Below are 23,576 nucleotides of genomic sequence, written 5' to 3' on the forward strand. Positions count from 1 at the left end.
TATTACCTTTTTTGAAGGTTGGCGGTTAACTTCCCGCCAAACCATTAATTACGCATAAAGTGGGTTGATTTTGTCTGCATCAATACCGTATTTTGCAATAGCTTCCGCAACTACTTTTTTGTCCACCGTACCTTGTTTTGCCAGCTCAGTTAATGCAGCAATCACCACATAATGAGCGTTCACTTCAAAATGTTCACGTAAGTTTTCACGGCTGTCAGAACGACCGAAGCCGTCAGTACCTAATACACGATAGCTTTGTGCCGGGATGTACGGACGTACTTGTTCAGCAAATAACTTCATGTAGTCAGTTGCAGCTACTGCCGGCGCATCATTCATCACTTGCGCGATATAAGGCACGCGGGCTGTCGCTTCAGGGTGTAATAAGTTGTAACGATCTGCATCCGCACCTTCGCGTGCGACTTCGGTGAATGACGGCACAGAGTACACATCGGAAGTTACCCCGTATTCATCAGCCAATAATCTTGCGGCTTCACGTACGTGGCGTAAAATCGAACCGGAACCTAATAATTGAACTTTACCTTTCCCTTGGCCGGTCACGGTTTCAAATTTATAGATACCTTTACGAATACCTTCTTCTGCACCTTTCGGCATTGCCGGTTGATCATAAGTTTCATTTAAAGTGGTGATATAGTAGTACACGTCTTCTTGTTCCGGACCATACATACGGCGTACACCGTCTTGCATAATCACGGCAACTTCAAAGGCGAATGCCGGATCGTAAGAAATACAGCTCGGGATTGTTAATGATTGAATGTGGCTGTGACCGTCTTCGTGTTGCAAGCCTTCACCGTTTAAGGTTGTACGGCCTGAGGTACCGCCGATCATAAAGCCGCGAGCACGTTGGTCACCAGCTGCCCACATTAAATCGCCTACACGTTGGAAACCGAACATAGAGTAGTACACAAAGAACGGGATCATCGGTACGTCATTGGTTGAATAAGAGGTTGCTGCCGCTAACCAAGATGAGGTTGCACCTAATTCATTGATACCTTCTTGCAATACTTGACCGTCAATAGCTTCACGATAGTAAGCTACTTGTTCGCGGTCTTGCGGAGTATAGTTTTGACCGTGTGGATTATAAATACCGATTTGACGGAATAAACCTTCCATACCGAAAGTGCGGGCTTCATCCGCTAAAATTGGTACGATATGTTTACCGATGGATTTATCTTTTAGTAGGATATTTAATGAACGCACGAAAGCCATTGTAGTGGAAATCGGACGGGATTGAGCTTCAAATAATTGAGCAAAGTTTTCCAATGCAGGCACTTCTAATTGCTGTGTGAATTTCGGTAAACGGGTCGGTAAATAACCGTTTAATGCTTGACGATGTTCGTGAAGATATTTGTATTCTTCGGAACCTTCCTCAAATTTGATGTATGGTAATGAATTGATTTCTTCATCAGAAACAGGAATGTTGAAACGATCGCGTACGTGTTTCACACCGCTCATATCCATTTTTTTCACTTGGTGAGCAATATTTTTACCTTCTGCCGCATCACCCATACCATAACCTTTAATGGTTTTTACAAGTAATACAACAGGTTTATCTTTGACTTGTTTCGCTTTGTTGAATGCTGCGAAAACTTTCATCGGATCGTGACCGCCACGGTTCAATGCCCAGATTTCTTCATCGGTCATATCTTTTACTAAGTCAGCAGTTTCAGGGTAGCGACCGAAGAAGTGTTCACGTACGTAAGCACCGTCTTTCGCTTTGAATGTTTGATAGTCACCGTCAACCACTTCCATCATTAATTGTAATAATTTACCGGAAGTATCGCGTTGTAATAACCGATCCCAACGACGACCCCAGATCACTTTAATCACTTCCCAGCCGGCACCGTTGAACAGGCCTTCAAGTTCTTGAATGATTTTACCGTTACCGGTGACAGGGCCGTCTAAACGTTGTAAGTTACAGTTGATAACAAAGATTAAATTGTCTAATTTTTCACGGGCAGCGAAAGAAATCGCACCGCGGGATTCTACTTCATCCATTTCACCGTCACCTAAGAAGGCATAAACGGTTTGATCTGAGGTATCTTTTAAGCCGCGGTTATGTAAGTATTTCAAGAAACGGGCTTGATAAATCGCATTGAGCGGACCTAACCCCATAGAAACGGTTGGGAATTGCCAGAATTCAGGCATTAATTTAGGGTGTGGGTAAGAAGATAAGCCTTTGCCATGTGCTTCTTGACGGAAATTATCTAATTGTTCTTCCGTGATACGGCCTTCTAAGAACGCACGGGCATAAATTCCCGGAGAAATATGACCTTGGAAGAAAACTAAGTCACCGCCATTTTTTTCTGTGCGGGCTTTAAAAAAGTGGTTAAAACAAACTTCATACATTGTTGCAGAAGATTGGAAAGAGGACATATGACCACCCAATTCCAAATCTTTTTTGGATGCACGTAAGACGGTCATAATCGCATTCCAGCGAATTGCACCGCGAATACGGCGTTCTAAGTCAAGGTTGCCCGGGTAGTTAGGTTCTTCAGAAGTTGGAATCGTATTGATGTAATCGGTAGTTGTACCGGTCGGTAGGGAAACTGCATTGGCACGAGCGTGCTGCATTAATTGTTCAATAATAAATTGTGCTCTTTCAACACCTTCTTCACGAATCACTGAATCGATCGCTAACAACCAGTCGTTAGTTTCGATTGGATCCACGTCATTTCTTAAAATATCAGACATGGTTTTTTCCTTATTGCTAAGTTAGTAGTTTAGATTGATTTGCCCACAATGCTAAGCTAAATCAAGCCGCGAGAAATCTTTAAGATAGTCAGACTCATTTGAGTAATATTTAATCACATTTTTTGTTTAATTGATAGCTAAACAAAAGTGCGGTTAAATTTCAAAAAATTTAGTTTACTTGTTACGTTTATTTAACAAATATTTCAAATTTTATTAAATTTTTTTAAGGATGTAAAGTAAGTTAGCGTTTTTACAGGGACTAAAATACATTAATGTAATGCATGCAATAGATTTTGATAATCTTTTGATGCGGAAAGCAGTAATCTGGCGGATTTCCGTAATGCGTTTACATCGTCCTGCATTAAATAAAAACTGGTGGAAATATTTAATACTTTTTGACGTAATGTTGGGTTTTCCAAATCTTTCAATTCTAAATTAATAAAATATATATTCACTTTTTCACCTTTATAATTTTTAATGTGACTGTTATTCCATTCATCAACAAAAGCACGGGTAGAGGCAATTGAGGTTGCGGATGCTTTGTCAATCGGAATATTAATTACTGCATTTAAGGCATCGCCTAATCCGGGAACATCGGATTTTTGATCAATATCCGTGGTTGTTTGATTTTGTGCATTAACACTGAGCAATACGATTTTATTGGCTTTTCCTCCGTTCAACATTTTATAAATATCGGCAGGATCCGTTAATTGGGTGATTTGTAATAAACTGCTTAAACCGATATTATCTGTCAAACCACCGTCAATCAAATGAATATAAGGGCGTTCTTTACTATTTGAATAAGCCTGATTTTGTTGATTTAAAACTTTAAAACGTTCCGGACTAGCGTGAAAGGTTTTGATACCGATATTTTGTACGATATTGTTAATATTATAACCGCAGTTGCCGCCATTATTATTCAAACTCAGAGGACTGAATACCATCGGCACCGAACTGGATGCCGCGACAGCGCGGGCAATTCGCATATCCGATAAATTCAAGCACAACATATCAAAAAATTCTTGTGTGAAATTTACTTTGATACCTTGAGTCATATCGGTTGCTGAAATGAGTGCAAAGGGGCCTTTACGTTTGTTGACCAAATCCCCGAAAGTCGCATTGCCGAATAAAGTTTGTTCAAATTGCTCTTGCAACAAATCGCCGCGCCCGAATTGCGGTGAAGTTAAACGCGGCATGTTCGCAAAGGAAAATACTTGGCTGATGATTTCTCGCTGGAAATTTTTATTGAGAAAGCGTTTCTCAAAGCTTGGAATAGTATCAGCACCGTGCAGTGAAAAATAAGCCGCCAATACCGAACCGCCGGAGACGCCCGATACAACATCCACTTCATCAATTAAACGCCGTTGTCTGCCGTTAATAGTAATATTTTGTTCTTTTAATGCTTCCAATACTCCATAGCCAAGTGACGCTGCACGAGATCCGCCGCCTGATAATAATAAAATAACAAATAAATCATCACTGGAATGCGGATTTGATGTCATATTTTTTAGCCGATATCCTTTGTTATAATCTACTTTGTTAATGGTTTCTATCGGCTGATATTGAAACTGAGAACAGGCTGACAAACCGATAATACAGCTGAATGTAACGAATCTGCGTAATAATTTTTTATACATAATGTGCTTTGTCGAATGATTTTAAAGAGATAACCGTAATAAGTGTAATCAAAATCCCTTGTTTTGCAAATCATCAAATTCGGTTTAAGTATCCGATTAAACGTATAAAAACGGAAAAATGTCTGCTTTTATGACGTAAATTTTTTAAAAAAGTCACCGCACTTTTGATTTTGTTTGTGCTGAAGCGTCGGCTGTATTGTTTTTTGGAAAAATATGCTATTATTCGCAGAATTTAACCGTATTTAAGTATTAGGAATATATGAATATTCGTTGGAATATTGGATTAGCATCGGTTGCCTTGGGATTGCTGGCGTGGTTTTATTCGCTTAACCAAGATGACGACCAATTGCAAGAATTGATTAAAAAGCCGGATACGCCTGATTATATTGGGCAGAAAATGTCCACCACGGTGTTTTCTCCCACAGGAAAGAAACAGTATTTGGCATTATCCGAGCGGGTTTATTATTACGAATCGGACGGTCATACGAATTTTATAAAGCCTGTTGTGTATCTTTATGATATTGAAAGTAAAGAGGCGGATGTGCAAAGTTGGAAATTAAGTGCTGATACGGCATTGTTGACCAAAGATAAAATGTTAATGTTGCAAGGTAATGTGGTGGCACAGAGTTTGCTTGCCGAATCTAAATTGCAGCGGGTGGAAACCGAGAATGCATTGATAAATTTATCTACACAAGATATTACCTCGGATAAAGAAGTCAAAATTAATGGTTTGAATTTTACTACCACAGGACAAAAATTAACCGGTAACCTGCATCAGCAGGTAGCCACTCTTAAAGAACAGGTAAAAACGCATTATGAAATTAATAAATAAATTTTTTTTAACAAGTGTATTAGTCGTCGCTTCGGCTTCTGCGTTAGCGTTAAAAGATGATACTAATCAACCGATTAACATTGATTCGAGCAATCAATCCTTAGATTTGGAAAATAATATTGTGACTTTCACTGATAATGTTGTGATTACACAAGGTTCTATTCTCATTAAAGCCGATAAAGTCGTGATTACCCGGCCAGCGGAAGGTTCCGGCAATAAAGAAACCATTGATGCCTTTGGAAATCCGGTCACGTTCCATCAATTATTGGATAACGGCAAACCTGTGGACGGTAAAGCTCAAAAAGCACATTATGATTTAGGGAAAGAATTTTTAACTTTAACCGGTAACGCAGAATTAAGACAGCTAGACAGCAAAATCAACGGCAGTTTGATTACTTATGAGGTGAAAAAACAGCAATTGAAAGCTACCAGCGGATCAAAATCCCGTGTAAAAACCGTATTGATTCCAACACAACTTAATGATACGAAGAAAAAATAGGAAAGTTATTGATGTCTGTGTTATATGCTGAAAATTTAGCAAAAAGTTATAAAAGCCGAAAAGTGGTGTCTAGCGTAAGTTTAACAGTGAACTCTAATGAAATCGTTGGTTTGTTGGGGCCGAATGGAGCGGGTAAAACGACAACGTTCTATATGGTGGTGGGATTAGTTCGTCATGATCAAGGCAAAATCCGTATTGATGATGAAGACATCAGTCTGTTGCCAATGCACAATCGTGCCCAACGGGGAATTGGTTATTTGCCGCAAGAAGCTTCTATTTTCCGTCGTTTAAGCGTGTACGATAATCTCATGGCGGTGTTGGAGATTCGCAAAGATTTGAATAATAAACAACGTCGTCAAAGAGCGGATGATTTAATCGAAGAATTTAATATCGGTCATATTCGCGATAATATGGGACAATCTCTTTCCGGCGGCGAACGCCGTCGAGTGGAAATTGCTCGGGCATTGGCGGCGAATCCGAAGTTCATTTTATTAGATGAGCCTTTTGCCGGTGTAGATCCGATTTCCGTGATTGATATTAAAAAAATTATTATGGATTTACGGGATCGTGGTTTGGGTGTTTTGATAACCGATCACAATGTACGTGAAACATTAGATGTGTGCGAACGGGCATATATTGTGAGTGAAGGACAAATGATTGCAAACGGTTCGCCGGAACAAATTTTAAATGATGAGCACGTAAAACGCGTGTATCTCGGAGAGCAGTTTAAACTGTAGTAATAATGGCTAAATTAACGCAATTTTTATTACCACAAAATATTCGTCAGGGAATTCTTTGTTCAAGTAAAAAACGTGCTTTAGAAATGGTGGTGGACATCGTTGCCGAACAATTAGGTTTGGACGAGCAATTATGCTTTGAACAGATTTTTTCGAGAGAAAAAATGGGTTGTACAGGTATTGGCGGCGGTATTGCCTTGCCGCATGCGAAATTACCGCAAGGCGATAAACCGATAGCCGTCTTTTTACAATTAGCGACACCGGTGGATTATCATTCTGCCGATCGTCGAGAAGTTGATTTGATTTATGCCTTATTGATTCCTGCACAATCTTGTTCCGTTTGTGCCTCGGTTTTACCGGATTTAGCCAAACAGCTATCGGACAAAGCATTGAATAAACAGCTGCGGGCGGCACAAAGTGCGGATGAAATTTGGGAAATTTTTCAGTATTTTGATGCTTATAATGAGAATAAATCAGAAGTAGCAGAGATCGAAACTGAAATTAAAACAGAAAAAGAAGAACAAAAAACGAATGATAATATAATGGGTTTTGGAGAACGTCATGGAACTTATTATTATTAGCGGACGTTCCGGTGCGGGTAAATCCGTCGCATTGCGAGCGTTGGAAGATATTGGTTATTATTGTATTGATAATCTTCCTTTAGTCTTATTGCCACAGCTTGCCGATATTCTTGCGAAAAATCAGCAAGCCGTTGCAATTAGTTTGGATATCCGAAACTTGCCGGAAACACCGAATATACTGGATGAAATTTTGACCGAAATTTCAACGCAGTATCAGGTGAGAATTATTTTTCTTGATGCGGATCGTAATATTCTTATTCATCGGTATAGTGATTCCCGCCGCCTACATCCGCTATCTTCACAAAGTGATCTTTCCCTCGAAACGGCCATCGATTTGGAACGTGAATATTTAGATCCTTTAGTCCAAAATGCAAATTTAATTATTGATACTTCCAACCTTTCCACACATTCTTTAGCCGAGCATTTAAGAGAATTTCTACGCGGTAATACAGATAAAGAGTTGAAAATTGTCGTGGTGTCTTTCGGCTTCAAATATGGCTTGCCGTTGGATGCGGATTATGTTTTTGACGTACGTTTTTTGCCGAATCCGCACTGGGATCCTGCATTGCGTCCGCAAACCGGTTTAGATCAAGGAGTCATCAATTTTTTAAGTCAACATAAAGAAGTACATAATTTTATCTATCTTACCCGTAATTACATTGAAACTTGGTTGCCGATGTTAGAAAAAAACAACCGCAGCTATTTAACGATCGCTATTGGCTGTACAGGTGGTAAGCATCGTTCGGTTTATATTGCCGAACAATTAGGCAATTATTTTAAAGATAAAGGGAAGAATGTTAAAATTCAGCATAAATCTTTAGAAAAACATAAAAAATAATGTTATCTCATTAAATCAAATGATTGCGTTTTCAAATTGAATCAGTGTATATTACAAGCTCACACAACACATACATTATTAAAATTTTTTAATAAATTCTCAATAACCGAAGGAGTGAGTAATGTCTGATTTAAAAGCGAAGCTTTCCATAAACGACGGTCGTGAATATGATTTGACCGTACACCAAGGCACATTAGGTTATGATGCCGTTGATGTTCAATCTTTAGTAAAAAATCACTTATTCACCTTTGACCCGGGCTTTATGTCTACAGCATCATGCAAGTCAGAAATTACTTATATTGACGGTGACGAAGGGATCTTATTACACCGCGGCTATCCAATCGATCAATTGGCGGAACACGGTGATTATTTAGAGGTTTCCTATTTATTGCTCTTTGGTGAACGTCCGACGAAAGAACAATATCAATCCTTTAAAGCATTAGTTACAAAACATACCCTGGTGCATGAACAAATTTCCCGCTTTTTCCACGGTTTCCGCCGAGATTCTCATCCAATGGCGATTATGTGTGGGGTGAGCGGAGCATTAGCGGCGTTCTATCACGATTCTTTAAATATTCACGATATTGAACACCGTGAATTAACGGCGATTCGGTTATTGGCAAAAATGCCGACTTTAGCGGCCATGTGTTATAAATATTCTATCGGCCAACCGTTTATGTTCCCGCAAAATCATTTATCTTATTCCGGTAATTTCTTGTATATGATGTTTGCAACGCCTTGCGCTCCTTATGAAGTAAATCCTGTGCTTGAACGCGCAATGGACAAAATTTTTATTTTGCATGCCGATCATGAACAAAATGCCTCAACTTCAACTGTGCGTACGGCTGCATCGTCCGGTGCTAATCCGTTTGCTTGTGTTGCTGCCGGTATTGCTTCCCTTTGGGGGCCAGCTCACGGCGGTGCGAATGAAGCCTGTATTAATATGCTGGAAGAAATTGGTAGTGTAGATCGCATCCCGGAATTCGTTGCTCGTGCCAAAGACAAAAACGATCCGTTCCGTTTAATGGGTTTTGGTCATCGTGTGTATAAAAACTACGATCCGCGTGCCAAAGTGATGCGTAAAACCTGTCACGAAGTGTTAAACGAACTGAATATTAAATCACCATTATTGGATGTAGCAATGGAATTAGAACGTATTGCATTAAGCGATCCGTATTTTATTGACCACAAACTCTATCCGAATGTGGATTTCTATTCCGGTATTATTTTAAAAGCTATTGGCATCCCGACATCTATGTTTACCGTGATGTTTGCTTTAGCAAGAACCGTTGGTTGGATCGCCCACTGGAAAGAAATGTATAAAGACAATCTGAAAATTGTTCGCCCGCGTCAATTATATGTAGGACGACCTGAACGTGAGTTTGAGCCGATGGATAAAGGATAATATAAAGAGTACCCGCACAAAGTGCGGGTATTTTTTTATAAGTTTTTAATTTTTCATTGATTGCACCGGAGCGGGAATACGCCCGCCGCGATTAACGAATATTTCGCATGATCCTGCTTTCACCGGCATAATCGGTGCATAGCCAAGCAAACCGCCAAATTCTACATTTTCTCCTACGTCTTTACCCGTGACGGGAATAATCCGTACCGCAGTGGTTTTGCTGTTTATCATACCGATAGCCGCTTCATCGGCGATAATGCCGGAAATTGTATGAGCCGGCGTGCCGCCCGGCACCGCAATCATATCCAGACCCACGGAACAGACTGCGGTCATCGCTTCCAGTTTATCCAATGTAAGAATACCGCTTTCAGCGGCAGCAATCATGCCTTCATCTTCAGAAACCGGGATAAATGCACCGCTTAAACCGCCCACAGAACTGGATGCCATCATGCCGCCTTTTTTTACCGCATCATTTAACAATGCCAGAGCGGCTGTAGTGCCGTGTGTGCCGCAGATCGTCAAGCCCATGGCTTCTAAAATGCGGGCAACGGAATCACCGACGGCTGGCGTTGGCGCTAAGGAAAGATCTAAAATACCGAAAGGAATGTTTAAGATCTTTGAGGCTTCCTGACCAATTAATTCACCCACGCGAGTGATTTTGAAAGCGGTTTTTTTCACGACTTCTGCTACTTCCGTGAGCGTTTGGACATTTGAATTTTCTAAGGCTTCTTTCACCACGCCGGGGCCGGATACACCTACATTAATGATGGCATCGGCTTCACCTGAACCGTGAAATGCGCCCGCCATAAACGGGTTATCTTCCACTGCATTACAGAACACCACAATCTTGGCACAGCCAAAACCTTCCGGCGTAATTTCTGCGGTTTGTTTGATGGTTTCGCCAGTCAGTTTAACCGCATCCATATTGATACCGGCACGGGTTGAGCCGATATTAATCGAACTGCACACAATATCGGTGACTTTCATCGCTTCCGGAATTGAACGAATCAGCACTTCATCAGATGGCGACATGCCTTTTTGTACTAAAGCGGAGAAGCCGCCGATAAAAGAAACACCAATGGTTTTTGCAGCACGATCTAAGGTTTGAGCAATACTCACATAGGAGTCCGCTTTAGTGGCAGCGGCAATTTGAGCAATAGGCGTGACGGAAATCCGCTGATTTACAATCGGCACGCCGTATTTCGCCGAAAGAATTTTTGCCGTTTGCACCAAATTTTTACCGATAGTTGTAATTTTATTAAAAATATTTCGATTCAGTGTTTCCAGATCGTTGCTGATACAGTCATGCAAATCAATACCGATTGTAATGGTTCGTACATCAAAATGCTGATCTGCTACCATTTTGATGGTTTCTAAAATCTCATTGGATTGAATACTCATGGTTCATTCCTTAAATGCGGTGCATCGTTTTAAAAATCGCTTCATTTTGAAGGCGAATATCCAGAGCCAGATTTTTGCTTTCTGCCGTGAAAATTTCTGCCAATTCAGGAAAAGATTTTTGGCATTTCGCTGTATCGACCAAAATAATCATGGTGAAATAATCGTCCATTAATTGTTGGCTGATATTCACGATATTAATTTGCAGCTCAGCTAGAATTTTTGCCACATCATACACAATACCTACGCGGTCTTTACCGATAACAGTGATTACAGAATTTGTCATAATTTACCTTTTCATTGATTTATAAAGTAAAAGTGCGGTGAAAAATTTTTATTTTTTCACCGCACTTTGTGAGTTAAGTTAGGATTTAAAGATTAATACATCTTCTTTCGTATATTCGGCCATCTTGTCAAAATTCATATAACGGTAAATTTCCGCTTTCTCATTTTGTAAATCATTAATATAAGCCAAATATTCTTCCGGTGTCGGCAATTTGCCGAGCAAAGATGCTACCGCCGCCAGTTCCGCAGAAGCCAAATAGACATTTGCACCTTGTCCTAAACGGTTCGGGAAGTTACGGGTGGAGGTGGAAACCACGGTAGAACCGCTTGCTACACGGGCTTGGTTGCCCATACACAGTGAACAGCCCGGCAATTCGATTCTTGCTCCGCTTCTGCCGTAGATATTGTAGTAGCCTTCTTTACGTAATTCATCCGCATCCATTTTGGTCGGCGGTGCAATCCATAAACGAGTAGGGGCATTGCCGTTGGATTGTTCCAATAATTTACCTGCGGCACGGAAATGACCGATATTCGTCATGCAAGAACCGATAAACACTTCGTCGATTTTGTCGCCTTGCACTTCGGAAAGCAAGCGGGCATCGTCAGGATCGTTCGGTGCACAAAGAATCGGCTCTTTGATCTTATCAAGATTAATTTCGATTACGGCAGCATATTCCGCATCCGGATCCGCTTGTAAGAGTTGTGGATTTGCAAGCCACTCTTGCATTCTCTGAATACGACGCTCCAAGGTTTGTTTATCGCCGTAGCCTTGAGCGATCATATGGGTTAATAAAGCGATATTGGAATTGAGATATTCAATAATCGGAGCTTTATCTAATTTAATAGTACAGGCTGCCGCCGAACGTTCTGCAGAGGCATCGGATAATTCAAAGGCTTGTTCCACGGAAAGATTTTCCAATCCTTCAATTTCGAGAATGCGACCGGAGAAGATATTTTTCTTGCCTTTTTTCTCCACCGTGAGCAAGCCTTGCTGAATGGCGTAATACGGAATAGCGTGCACTAAGTCGCGCAAGGTAATGCCCGGTTGCATAGCGCCTGAAAAACGCACTAACACGGATTCCGGCATATCCAACGGAATAATACCCGTTGCCGCACCGAATGCCACTAAGCCGGAACCTGCCGGAAATGAAATGCCGATCGGAAAACGAGTGTGTGAATCGCCGCCGGTACCTACCGTATCCGGTAATAACATACGGTTTAGCCAAGAGTGGATCACGCCGTCGCCCGGACGCAATGCCACACCGCCACGACTCATCATAAATTCAGGTAGGGTTTGTTGTAATGTCACATCTACCGGTTTTGGATAAGCTGCCGTATGACAGAAAGACTGCATGACCAAATCTGCCGAGAAGTTTAAGCAAGCCAGATCTTTTAATTCATCGCGGGTCATACCGCCAGTGGTATCTTGCGAACCCACAGTGGTCATTTTCGGTTCGCAATATTCGCCGGCCCGCACACCTTTAACGCCACAAGTACGACCGACTATTTTTTGTGCCAAGGTAAAACCTTTGTTATTTTGTACCGCACTTTGCGGTTTCACGAATACATTACTTTCCGGCAAGCCTAGTTCGGCACGGGCTTTTTGCGTTAAGCTGCGTCCGATAATTAACGGAATCCGTCCACCGGCACGCACTTCGTCTAATAATACATCCGTTTTTAATTGAAATTCCGCTAACAGTTCATCAGTATCGTGTTTACAGATTTTGCCTTGATACGGATACACATCGATCACATCGCCCATATTGATATTACTCACATCCACTTCGATAGGCAACGTACCGGCATCTTCCAGGGTGTTAAAGAAAATCGGGGCAATTTTGCCGCCCAGCACCACACCGCCGCCGCGTTTGTTCGGGATATAAGGAATATCATCGCCCATAAACCACAATACGGAGTTGGTAGCCGATTTACGAGATGAACCGGTTCCCACCACATCGCCCACATAGGTTAGCGGGAACCCTTTTTGTTTTAATCGTTCGATTTGTTTAATTGGGCCAATATTGCCGTTATCATCCGGTTCAATGCCTTCTCGCTCATTTTTTAACATTGCTAAGGCATGCAGCGGAATATCCGGACGAGACCAAGCATCCTGTGCCGGTGAGAGATCGTCAGTGTTGGTTTCGCCGGTGACTTTAAATACGGTAAAGGTTAATTTTTCGGATAATTTCGGACGGGATAAGAACCAATCCGCATTTGCCCAGGATTGTAAAATTTGTTGAGCATATTGATTGCCTTTTTTCGCCCGTTCCGCTACATCTTTAAAGTTATCAAAAATCAATAGGGTAGCCGATAGCGCTTTAGTGGCGATCGGGGCTAATTTTTCGTTATCAAGTGCGGTCAATAACGGGGCAATATTGTAACCGCCCTGCATTGTGCCAAGCAGTTCCACGGCATATTCCGGGGTAATCAACGGTGATGGTTGTTCGCCTGTTATCACCGCTGCTAAAAATTCCGCTTTCACTAATGCCGCTTCGTCCACCCCGGCAGGAATACGGTTTTCAAACAGATCCATTAAATAAGCTGCATTATTTTGTTGCGGATCTTTGAGTAATTCGATTAATTGAGCGGTTTGAACCGCATCTAAAGGTTTCGGCACAATGCCCAGTGCCGCACGCTCATCAATATGAGTCTGATATTGTTGTAGAAAGTTTGCCATATTAGAGTGTCCTATTGCTGTGTTTGTTTTTGTAGGGGAAGTTGCATATTAACGTTTTAATAGCTAGGGAACAAGAGGAATAAAAGAGAAATTATTGAATTTTTGTAGTAGAGAGTTGCTCAAAACGAGTGCAGTAAAATTTCAGAAAATTCGACCGCACTTTTATTCTACGGATGTTCTATGGATCTAGTCCCATCAGTATTTTTTCTGCGTTTTCTTTCGTCAGATTATATTGATAGTAACGTTTATAGAAATCTTGTGTTTTTTCAACCATATTCAGATCGGCAAATTTTTCCGGATGAAATAATTTAGCAGCCCATAAAAGCTGTAATGCTTCTTCGCCGCTGTAACGATCCCAAGGGAATGTGCCGAGCGGATTGACAAAAATCCGGTTGTTTTTCACCGCATTTAAACTTTTCCATAGAGGATCGGCTTTGATTTTTTTTATTCCTTGAATTGCGTTAAAACTGCCGATAATAATCACATCGGGGTTGGCGTTGATAATTTCTTCCATACTTACTTCCACCAGATTAGCCTGATTCGGTAGGGCATTTTTGCCACCGGCTTTAGTGATCCATTCACCCACAATCGACATACCACCGTCGATTTTATACAGGTTATTTGCATTGGCAATGTGCAGAACCGTCGGTTTATCTTGTTCGCTCACGTTTTTCAGCCGTTCTGCAATAAATCGGATATTACCGTCTAATTCTTTTATATAGGTTTCTGCTATGGTTGGAGCATTACCGCCCAACACGTCAGCGGTGATTTTCACGGTGTTTTTGAGTCCGTCAAAATCCTGAAATTGCACTAATACTGCTTTTAAACCTGCTCTTTCCACTTCTTGCTTCGCGGCTTGGTTGGAGACTAATACCGCTTGCGGTTGAACTTCCAATAGGCTTTCTAATTGTACGCCTTGTCCGTTTGTGAGAGCCGGTACTTCATTAATACGCGGATAGACTTCGCTGAACCATTTATTGCGTTTGATCACATCGGTTGTGCCCACTAATTTATCGGCTCCACCCAGCAATAGCACGATTTGATTATTCGCGTGCCATAAATCCGCTACACGTTCCACTTGATCCGGTAATTCGATTTGATTGCTTTTGATATCTTGTACCAAACGGGCTTGAGAGAGCGGTGCTGTGGCTAAAAGTGCGGTTAAAAATAATGATTTTGTTAAGGATTTAAACATTGTATTTGCCTTCTGTTGGAAATAATTAAAGATGCGAAATAGCACAAATATGCCGTTGCAATTCCGGGATATAGATTAATTTCAGATCTGTTTGATACAAAGCGGTGAGATTCTGCTCGGTGATAATGTCCAGGGTGTTACCCACTTGTAATTTACCTGCCGCATTTAAAATTGCCACTTTGGCATCCGGTAATTTGCTGTGTAAGAGCATTGGGTGATCCGGATTATGCGTAGTGGTGATAATGGAAAAATTTTGTTCTGCTAATTGTTTGATTAAACGGATTGTTTTAAATACATTGCCGTAATCTAAGGCGGAAGTGGGTTCATCAAATAAAATCAGTTGCGGCTGTTGCACTAAAATCTTAGCAATATTCACCAACTGTTTTTCACCACCGCTCATATTCATATAGATTTTATCTGCCAAATGGCGGATATCTAAGGTGTCTAAGGCTTGATCCACTAAGGCGTAATCTTTTTCACTCGGGCTGGCAAACCGGCTTAAATGCGGTGCTCTTCCTAATGCCACATAATCCTGCACGGTATATAAATACGTTTGTGGTGCAGATTGCGATACATAAGCAATTTTACGGGCGATTTGGCGGTTGGAAAGTGCGGTGAGATTTTCATTATTTAACCAAATACCACCGATATCATCTTTAAATTGCGGTTTCAATAAACCGGCAATGCAGTTAAGCAAGGTTGATTTTCCTGCACCGTTGGCACCGAGAATAGTGAGTAGTTCGCCACGGTTTAATGCTAAATCAATGCCGTTCAACACCAATTTATCTTGATGACTAAAGTAAAGATTTTTAATTGTCAGCATTAGTCACTCACCTTTTGTTTTACCAAAACCCAGGCAAAAAACGGTGCACCGAGAAAACCGGTGAGAATACCAAGCGGAATTTCTTGCACGTAAAGATTGCGTGCCAGGGTATCAATAAATAGTAAAAAAATTGCCCCGATTAATGCGGCAAGCGGCAAGGTTTTTAGATTGTTATCACCGATTAATAAGCGGGCTAAATGGGGGATAATTAATCCAAGCCAACCGATAGTGCCGCTTAAGCAGACTGCTGAAGCGGTCAGTAACGTGGCAGCGATAACCATAATGGTGCGTTCTACGCGAATATTGGCACCGATCATTTGAGCTTCTCGATCACCCAGTGACAGTACATTGATCCGCCAACGCATTGCAAAAAGCATTGCAATGGTAAGAAAAATAATAGGGGCAAGCAGCAACAGATTATGATATTCCGCTTTGGTCAGGCTGCCCATTTGCCAATATACAATATCCGCCAGTTGAGTTTCCGGATCAGCGAGATATTTAATCAATCCCAAACAGGCTCCCATAAAGCCGGATACCACAATACCTGCCAAGACCAGAATAATAGTGGTATCCCGTTTTAATAATTTGGGCAGAGCGAGTGTCATTGATACCGCAATAATACCACCGATAAACGCAAAAAACTGAATACCGAACATACCAATACCGAGCAAAATGGCGATGGCAGCGCCGATACAGGCACCGCTAGACACTCCAAGCAGATCCGGCGATACCAACGGATTGCGGAAAATACCTTGATAGGTGACACCGGCCACCGCTAAAGCCGATCCCACGAGTATTGCCGCTAAAATGCGAGGAAGTCGTAAGTTAAAAATAATATTAGTGTGCACACTGTTATCATTTTGTTGTAGCAAACTGTGCAAAACATCCGGCAGCGGAATATAAAACCGTCCGACAGATAAAGCGATCAGCGACATCAGTACCAGCAAAATAAGCAGAGCACACATCACAGCACGGTATTTTTGCATTATCAATAGATCCTAATATAAGTTATTTTATATATAAATTTTTATATAATGAATGTGATAAAAAAGTACGGTATATTCGTACCGCACTTTTGCTTATCTTTCGACGATTATTTTTTTACACCTAGGATCACTTGTGATGCTTTAATAATCACATTTACATCATAACCTACTGAAATACCAAGCTTTTTCAAACTGGTTTCTGTGATAATTGCCACGATTTCCGCACCGCCGTTGGTTTTTACTGTGACTTCGGCGTTTACCACACCTTCTTTAATTTCAACAACTTTTGCCGCCAGCTGATTACGGGCAGAAAGTAATAGGCTGTTGTCGGTAGAGAGAATCACTGAAGGTGCTTTAAAAATAGCTACAACATTTTTACCTTCCGTTAATCCTAATACCTGTGTACTGCCGGTAGTAATCACTACAGCCAATGGTTCGCCAGTAGCTAACTGAATGTTAATTAAGTCATTTACTGCACCGGGCGTAATAGATGTTACGGTTGCGGCTAATTGATTTCTTGCACTGATTGTCATAATGATATCCTTGTTAAGATGAAAAATTGGTCATTATTCTAGCATATTTGCATAAATCAAATATACCTAAAGTTAATTATTGATCGTTATCTATAAATATATATAATGAGAGCCATTATAACAACTCACATTTGTACCATCTTTATGGTTAGCGTTTCCCCCGATTCAAGCTAACCATTTTTTTATCTGAATTTTTACTTTTTAACTCTTATATTAAGGACTCAATTATGAAAAAATTTCCTAAACTTAATTTAATCACCATTGCATTGATTTTTGTTTCAGGGGCAGCTTCTGCGGCAGAAAGTGAGCAATTGGATGAAATCACTGTCACGGTTGAAGAACAAGTGAAACAATCCTTGGGCGTGTCGATTATTAGTAAAAAAGAATTGGAACAAAATCCTATTGAAAATGATGTGTCTGAAATTATAGCCAAACAACCGGGCGTGACACTAAGTACGAATGCACCGGGTGGTGCACGCGGTAATAAACGACAAGTGGATATTCGTGCAATGGGGCCTGAAAATACATTGATCTTAATCGATGGTAAACCGGTAAAGTCCCGCAATTCAGAACGTTATGGACGCAATGGTACACGTAATACCCGTGGTGACACTAACTGGGTACCGGCAGAGGCTATTGAATCTATTGAAGTAATTCGCGGACCGGCAGCAGCTCGTTATGGCTCTGGTGCAATGGGCGGTGTGGTAAATATCAAAACTAAATCGCCAACATCTGAATATCATAGCAGTATTGATATGTTTACCGAACAACCAGAAAATGATAAAGAAGGTTATACTAACCGATTAGGTTTTAATTTTAGCGGTCCATTAATAAAAGATGTATTAGGATTCCGGTTATATGGAAATATTGCTAAGACTGATGCTGATAATATGGATATCAATTCTCGCGAAGTGGCTCAAACGAATAGTGCGGCAACAAGAGTCAATACTTTATATGCCGGACGTGAAGGGATAAGGAACAAAGATATTGCCGGTCAATTAGTTTGGAATATTACATCGAATCAGAAGTTGATCTTGGATGCATCATACAGTCGTCAAGGAAATATTTATAACGGTGATACGCAAAACAGTTCTGTATTTGTATCCGGTGCACAAGCGGTAAGTCATAATCTGGCATTACAGCAAGCAGAAACATCAACGCTATATCGACAGAGTTACAGTTTAACACACGAAGGGAAGTGGAAAACATTTGATAACCGCACTTATTTTACTTTCGAGCAAACCCGCAACTATCGCTATCCGGAAGGTTTGCTGGGGAGCACTGAAGGTGCGTATAACGGTTTAAATAAATCGGTGAGTTTGTTACGTAATTATCGTTTTAGCAATGAACTTTATATTCCATTCACTATTAGAAGCACAGTGCATACGGCAACATTTGGTGTAGAAGCTTCACGTTCAGAACTAGATGATGCGGCATCAATGGTACAAATAATGTCTACATATGGTGTAATCCCTTGGCTTGCTAATAGCCGTCGTAGCGGTAAAGTATCGCAAAATGAGTATGCTGTATTTTTAGAAGATAATATTTTATTATCCGATAACAAAACAATTGTTACACCGGGTATTCGTTTTGATTACAGCACTAATTCAGGCTCAAACTGGAGTCCGTCATTAAACTTTTCTCATCAAGTAACCGAACATTGGAAAATCAAAGGCGGAGTCGCTCGAGCTTATAAAGCACCTAATCTATATCAGTCATCACCAAACTATTTATTGGTGAATGCCAGTAATGGTTGTCCGATTGATAGTGCAAATATTTGGACAAATGTAAATGCGTTGAATGCAACAGGCGGAACAGGAACTAATAGTGATCCATACACTAATAGTAATGCCGGTGGTTTTGATTGGGGGCGTGCTTGTTATTTTCTAGGCAATGAAAATATTAAACCGGAAACCAGCTGGAATAAAGAAATCGGATTTGAATATAGTGATGGTGGAATCTTATACTCATTGGCTTATTTCCACAATGACTATCGCAATAAAATCATTTCTAACGGTGAATTTATGGCGACAGTTGATGCAAATTATAACCGTGAAATCCGTATGGAAAATACCGAAGACAATGTCGCTGTATATCGTCACTATACAGGTACTAATGTGTATCGTTGGGGGAATGCAAAACGTGCGTTAATTGAAGGTGTTGAAAGTAATTTGACCTTGCCGTTTTTCGATGATGCCGTGACATTCAGCACCAACTTTACTTATATAATCAAAAATATTAATAAAGATACCGGAAACCCAATTTCTATTGTGCCGAAATATACAATTAATAGTGCTTTGAATTGGCAAATTAATGACCTTTGGGATATAAGTACCACTTACACCCGCTACGGTAGACAAAAAACAGTGAATAATCCGGAAAACTTTATGCAGGTGATTCATACCACAGGTAAAAGTCTTGTAAAACAATATCAGTTGGGTAGCTATGGCGTGTGGGGGGCAAATGTCGGCTATAAATTTAGCAATAATTTCAGATTACGAGTAGGCATCAGCAATATTTTGGATAAACGCATCTATCGCAATGCGACTACTGCTCGCACCTATAATCAACGCGGTCGAGCTTATTATATGAATTTAAAATACAGCTTTTAATTCAGTAACCTATTCTAAGTGCGGTGGAATTTTCAAAAATTTTACCGCACTTTGTTTTTGTTTCTTTACTTTATTTCTCTTGCACTATTATAATAGTGCAAATCATTTCTTATAAGGTAAATATTATGAATAAAAATAAATCACCTTCTTTATTGGGCGGTGCAATGATTATTGCGGGTGGCACTATTGGTGCGGGAATGTTGGCGAACCCGACTTCTACTGCCGGTGTTTGGTTTTTGGGTTCATTGATTATTTTAATTTATACCTGGTTTTGTATGACTACATCAGGCTTAATGGTGCTGGAAGCGAACCTGCATTATCCTACCGGAGCGAGTTTCGATACCATTGTGAAAGACTTGCTTGGCAAAGGCTGGAATGTGTTAAACGGCTTATCGCTGGCTTTTGTGTTGTATATTCTGACTTATGCTTATGTTACATCCGGCGGCGGAATTACAGAAGGATTTATTAATCAATTATTTACGGTTGAAATCGGGCGAAGTGCCGGTTCGTTGATTTTCTGTATTGTACTGGCGGCGGTTGTGTGGATTTCCACTAAAGCGGTGGATCGCTTCAGTACGGTACTAATTATCGGTATGGTGATTGCTTTTGTGCTTTCCGTTGTAGGATTGGTGTCGTCCGTGAAGCCGGAAGTGTTATTTGATGAAATGGTAAAATCAGAACCACAATATTGGTCTTATGTGTTGGTAGCGTTGCCGGTATGTTTGGTGTCTTTCGGCTTTCATCAAAATGTGCCTAGTTTGGTGAAATATTATAACCGCAACGGTAAACAAGTGATGAAAGCGGTGTTTATCGGCACGACTATTGCTTTGATGATTTATGTGTTATGGCAGCTGGCGATTCAAGGCAATTTGCCTCGCAGTGAATTTGCTCCGGTAATCGCTAAAGGCGGTGATGTGGCGGCATTGCTTGATGCACTGAGCAAATATATTCAAACGGATTATATTGCAACCGTCTTGCGTTTCTTTGCGTATTTTGCCATTGCAACCTCTTTCCTTGGTGTGACTTTGGGATTATTTGACTATATTGCGGATTTATTCAAATTTGACGACAGCACCGGCGGTCGCACCAAAACTGCATTATTAACTTTCTTACCGCCGTTGGTATTGAGTTTGTTATTCCCTTATGGGTTTGTGATCGCTATCGGTTATGCGGGATTGGCGGCAACGGTTTGGGCGGCTATCGTTCCGGCATTATTAGCCAAAGCCTGCCGTGAAAAATTTCCGGAACGCAGTTACACAGTCTATGGCGGCAATGCTATGGTGTATTTTGTGATTTTGTTCGGCGTGTTAAATATTGCAGCGCAACTTGCAATGCAATTCGGCTGGTCGCCGGTGTTTAAAGGTTGATATAAAACAAAAAGTATGCAAAGTGTTTATGATAAGGAAGGATTTTTCGAGCTTTATCAAAAGCTCAGACAAAATCCCATTAGCTTAAATGAAATTGTCGAAAAGCCCACAATGTTGGGCTTACTGCCCGATCTGCAAGATAAAAAATTGTTGGATTTAGGTTGCGGCACGGGTGAGCATTTGGCTTTATATTTAGCACGCGGCGCAAAATTTGTGGTAGGCGTGGATTTATCACAAACCATGCTTAATAAAGTGCGGTCAAATTTAGAAAAATTTTCCAAAAAACCACCGCACTTTGTACTGTATCAACTGGCAATGGAAAATTTATCGGCATTGCCGGAACAGAATTTTGATGTGATCACCAGTTCCTTTGCCTTTCATTATGTACAAGATTTTCCGCAGTTACTGCAGGATATCAAAGCTAAGTTAAAATCCAACGGCACATTGATTTTTTCGCAAGAGCACCCCATTACCACCGCCCACAAAAACGGTGATCGTTGGGAAAAAGATGAAAACAAACAGCAGACTGCCTACCGTTTAAATTTCTATCGTGACGAAGGAGAACGGGATCGAAATTGGTTTAAACAACCTTTTAAAACCTATCACCGAACGGTTTCCACGATTGTGAATAACTTGATTCAAGCGGGCTTTCAAATTGAACAATTGGAAGAGCCGATGCTGGCGGAACAACCGCAATGGCACACCGAATTTAAAGATCTGCAACATCGGCCGGTGTTGTTGTTTGTGAAGGCGAGATTGGTTTAAATGTTATTTCATAGTAGACAAAATTGTTTTTTTGAGATCCTATGCCAGTAATATTTAAGTTAAATTATTTGTCCGGATGTTACGGAGTTGAGCATATTGTAAAAATACAAATGGTTGATTTGCTTTAAAATTAACAAAAAATTTTCATTTTGTGTTAAGAATAGCTTGACATAGAATGTTTTCTCTCTTCTAATGGGGTAGCTTATTTTACTTAACATACTGAGGAGAAAAACAATGAGCATTCTCGCTAAAACATTTGGTGGATTATCAAAAAGTTACTATGTAAGGCAATTTTTATTCGGGCTACTTTTCTATGCTTTGATACTTTTTTTCAGCCGTGAGATGTGGAATAGTGGCAATATACAAGGCTCTATTACCACTGCCATTTTTGGATTGATTTCCTTGCTGCTTTACCCTTATTCCCGTTTCGTTTATGAATCCATTGTGGAATATATTATGGGGAATAATGTCTTTATGATAAACGCTATTTTAATGTTAATCGTAAAATTTATAATAATGCTGATATGTTTCTATTTTAGTATTTTTATTGCACCTATAGGTTTATTATATCTTTATTTTTATCATTCAAAAAAAGAAAAAGCATTAACACAGCAGAACCAAGATTAAAGTTAAATAAAAAGTGCGGTTAATTTTGACCGCTTTTTTTGGAATTTGTAATATGTCGCACTAGATATGCCATATTTACGGCAAACATCTTTAACCATCATACCTGCTTTCGCTTCTTTCAGTACCGCAATGGTTTGAGATTCACTCATTCGTTTTCTCTTGGTTTTGTTGAAATATTCTATTATGGAGTTGTGTTATTTTAGCGAGGAATTACATAGCCACAATCACCCCCTCACCCAATAAACCCCCAAGGTATAAACGGCGATAAAAAGCAAGATTCCGCCGAGTAATTTCTGCGTAAGAGCCGGTGGCAAGCAACGGCGGAGTTTCATTGAGAAAAAGCCAGTGATCATTGCACTAAATACCACAATGGCGACAATGGCGAAATTTACATAGCCGATTTGCCAGCTGTTTGGCAAATAAAAGGGCGGGGTTTTGGCGAGATAGCCGTAGAGACTGCCTGTGCCGCCTAGGATCATCATTGTGTTGGTGTAAGGGGCGATTTGGCGGGGTTGAACGCTGTTTAATTGGCTGATAAGCGGTGCCATAATCGAGCCGCCGCCAATGCCGGTCATTCCCGCAATCGAGCCGCCGAGCAGGCATAGTCCCATTCCTTTTATCAGGTCATTGCCGTTTGCCGAATGGGGCTTGGCGGCTTGGGAGCGAGACAGAGTTTTGAATGCCAACAGGCTTAATGTGCCGATAAAAAGGCTGATAATGGCGAGATCCGGCACATAAAAGCTGCTTTCAAAGCCGATTTGCACGCCGATGATCATTGCGATTGACCAGCACAATACCGATTTGAAATTGATCGGAATATGCTGTTTGTAAAAATAGACAAGGTTAATCAATGCCGAGCCGATCACAATCGTCAGGGAGGTGGCGGCAACCATTGGCAAAGGGAAATCGGGGAATAGGGTGTAGAGCAGCGGCACCATTAACACGCCGCCACCAATGCCGAACACAGCGGACATTATATTGGTCATTACGCCACACAAAATTAAAATCAAAATTAGCGAAAGGTTCATTGTTTACTCTCTTTTTACTCTTCGTTTTGCACATTATCG

General features: G+C 40.7%; 21 protein-coding genes. 10 read left to right on the forward strand and 11 right to left on the reverse strand.

What is annotated here, in order from left to right; all coding sequences use genetic code 11:
- Positions 1 to 48: 48 nt before the first annotated feature.
- Positions 49 to 2,712 carry a pyruvate dehydrogenase (acetyl-transferring), homodimeric type gene (gene aceE, locus EDC44_RS00595; protein WP_131974315.1) on the reverse strand — a complete coding sequence of 888 codons (2,664 nt, stop codon included), beginning with the start codon at positions 2,710 to 2,712 and terminating at the stop codon, positions 49 to 51.
- Between the two features lie 269 nt (positions 2,713 to 2,981).
- Complete coding sequence (locus tag EDC44_RS00600; protein ID WP_131974317.1) at positions 2,982 to 4,349, reverse strand: patatin-like phospholipase family protein; 1,368 nt, start codon at positions 4,347 to 4,349, stop codon at positions 2,982 to 2,984.
- A gap of 259 nt (positions 4,350 to 4,608) precedes the next feature.
- On the opposite strand from EDC44_RS00600, the gene lptC reads away from it, so the two are divergent.
- From lptC to EDC44_RS00630, 6 genes are all read left to right on the forward strand, one after another.
- Complete coding sequence (gene lptC / locus EDC44_RS00605) at positions 4,609 to 5,181, forward strand: LPS export ABC transporter periplasmic protein LptC (RefSeq protein WP_131974319.1); 573 nt, start codon at positions 4,609 to 4,611, stop codon at positions 5,179 to 5,181.
- Complete coding sequence (gene lptA, locus EDC44_RS00610; protein WP_131974321.1) at positions 5,165 to 5,680, forward strand: lipopolysaccharide transport periplasmic protein LptA; 516 nt, start codon at positions 5,165 to 5,167, stop codon at positions 5,678 to 5,680. The genes lptC and lptA overlap by 17 nt, the downstream gene beginning before the upstream one ends.
- A gap of 11 nt (positions 5,681 to 5,691) precedes the next feature.
- Complete coding sequence (gene lptB, locus EDC44_RS00615; protein WP_131974323.1) at positions 5,692 to 6,417, forward strand: LPS export ABC transporter ATP-binding protein; 726 nt, start codon at positions 5,692 to 5,694, stop codon at positions 6,415 to 6,417.
- Positions 6,418 to 6,422: 5 nt separating this feature from the next.
- Positions 6,423 to 6,998: a PTS IIA-like nitrogen regulatory protein PtsN gene (gene ptsN / locus EDC44_RS00620; RefSeq protein WP_131974325.1), complete on the forward strand. Its 576-nt coding sequence runs from the start codon at positions 6,423 to 6,425 to the stop codon at positions 6,996 to 6,998.
- Positions 6,979 to 7,836 carry an RNase adapter RapZ gene (gene rapZ, locus EDC44_RS00625; RefSeq protein ID WP_131974327.1) on the forward strand — a complete coding sequence of 286 codons (858 nt, stop codon included), beginning with the start codon at positions 6,979 to 6,981 and terminating at the stop codon, positions 7,834 to 7,836. Before ptsN ends, rapZ begins: the two co-directional genes overlap by 20 nt.
- 121 nt (positions 7,837 to 7,957) lie before the next feature.
- Positions 7,958 to 9,241 (forward strand): citrate synthase, encoded by a 1,284-nt coding sequence (locus tag EDC44_RS00630; protein WP_131974329.1) that lies wholly within the window; start codon positions 7,958 to 7,960, stop codon positions 9,239 to 9,241.
- 45 nt (positions 9,242 to 9,286) lie between these two features.
- Here the strand turns inward: EDC44_RS00630 and EDC44_RS00635 are convergent, their stop codons facing one another.
- From EDC44_RS00635 to EDC44_RS00665, 7 genes are all read right to left on the reverse strand, one after another.
- A complete protein-coding gene (locus EDC44_RS00635) occupies positions 9,287 to 10,642 on the reverse strand; it encodes a PFL family protein (RefSeq protein WP_131974331.1) in 1,356 nt (451 codons plus the stop codon).
- A gap of 10 nt (positions 10,643 to 10,652) precedes the next feature.
- Positions 10,653 to 10,925, reverse strand: coding sequence for an ACT domain-containing protein (locus tag EDC44_RS00640; RefSeq protein ID WP_131974333.1), 273 nt, complete (start codon positions 10,923 to 10,925; stop codon positions 10,653 to 10,655).
- A gap of 78 nt (positions 10,926 to 11,003) precedes the next feature.
- On the reverse strand, positions 11,004 to 13,601 hold the full coding sequence (gene acnB / locus EDC44_RS00645; protein ID WP_131974335.1) for a bifunctional aconitate hydratase 2/2-methylisocitrate dehydratase: 2,598 nt from the start codon (positions 13,599 to 13,601) through the stop codon (positions 11,004 to 11,006).
- A gap of 178 nt (positions 13,602 to 13,779) precedes the next feature.
- Positions 13,780 to 14,796 (reverse strand): ABC transporter substrate-binding protein, encoded by a 1,017-nt coding sequence (locus tag EDC44_RS00650; RefSeq protein ID WP_131974337.1) that lies wholly within the window; start codon positions 14,794 to 14,796, stop codon positions 13,780 to 13,782.
- 25 nt (positions 14,797 to 14,821) lie between these two features.
- Positions 14,822 to 15,619, reverse strand: coding sequence for an ABC transporter ATP-binding protein (locus tag EDC44_RS00655; protein ID WP_131974339.1), 798 nt, complete (start codon positions 15,617 to 15,619; stop codon positions 14,822 to 14,824).
- Complete coding sequence (locus tag EDC44_RS00660; RefSeq protein ID WP_131974341.1) at positions 15,619 to 16,605, reverse strand: FecCD family ABC transporter permease; 987 nt, start codon at positions 16,603 to 16,605, stop codon at positions 15,619 to 15,621. The genes EDC44_RS00655 and EDC44_RS00660 overlap by 1 nt, the downstream gene beginning before the upstream one ends.
- Positions 16,606 to 16,712: 107 nt before the next feature.
- Positions 16,713 to 17,138 (reverse strand): TOBE domain-containing protein, encoded by a 426-nt coding sequence (locus tag EDC44_RS00665; RefSeq protein ID WP_131974343.1) that lies wholly within the window; start codon positions 17,136 to 17,138, stop codon positions 16,713 to 16,715.
- Between the two features lie 227 nt (positions 17,139 to 17,365).
- Between EDC44_RS00665 and EDC44_RS00670 the strand changes: the two genes are divergently transcribed.
- From EDC44_RS00670 to EDC44_RS00685, 4 genes are all read left to right on the forward strand, one after another.
- Positions 17,366 to 19,750 carry a FepA family TonB-dependent siderophore receptor gene (locus EDC44_RS00670; protein WP_131974345.1) on the forward strand — a complete coding sequence of 795 codons (2,385 nt, stop codon included), beginning with the start codon at positions 17,366 to 17,368 and terminating at the stop codon, positions 19,748 to 19,750.
- Positions 19,751 to 19,875: 125 nt separating this feature from the next.
- Complete coding sequence (locus EDC44_RS00675) at positions 19,876 to 21,117, forward strand: aromatic amino acid transporter (protein ID WP_131974347.1); 1,242 nt, start codon at positions 19,876 to 19,878, stop codon at positions 21,115 to 21,117.
- Between the two features lie 15 nt (positions 21,118 to 21,132).
- Complete coding sequence (locus tag EDC44_RS00680; protein WP_131974349.1) at positions 21,133 to 21,882, forward strand: class I SAM-dependent DNA methyltransferase; 750 nt, start codon at positions 21,133 to 21,135, stop codon at positions 21,880 to 21,882.
- 234 nt (positions 21,883 to 22,116) lie between these two features.
- Positions 22,117 to 22,509 (forward strand): hypothetical protein, encoded by a 393-nt coding sequence (locus EDC44_RS00685; protein ID WP_131974351.1) that lies wholly within the window; start codon positions 22,117 to 22,119, stop codon positions 22,507 to 22,509.
- Positions 22,510 to 22,511: 2 nt separating this feature from the next.
- On the opposite strand, the gene EDC44_RS00690 is transcribed toward EDC44_RS00685, so the two are convergent.
- Both EDC44_RS00690 and EDC44_RS00695 read right to left on the reverse strand, forming a co-directional pair.
- Entirely contained in the window at positions 22,512 to 22,694 is a 183-nt protein-coding gene (locus tag EDC44_RS00690) for a transposase (protein WP_481219192.1), read from the reverse strand.
- A gap of 39 nt (positions 22,695 to 22,733) precedes the next feature.
- On the reverse strand, positions 22,734 to 23,537 hold the full coding sequence (locus EDC44_RS00695; protein WP_131974355.1) for a sulfite exporter TauE/SafE family protein: 804 nt from the start codon (positions 23,535 to 23,537) through the stop codon (positions 22,734 to 22,736).
- Between the last annotated feature and the right edge of the window lie 39 nt (positions 23,538 to 23,576).

The sequence above is a fragment of the Cricetibacter osteomyelitidis genome, from assembly GCF_004340985.1.
GTDB classification, from domain to species: Bacteria; Pseudomonadota; Gammaproteobacteria; order Enterobacterales; family Pasteurellaceae; genus Cricetibacter; species Cricetibacter osteomyelitidis.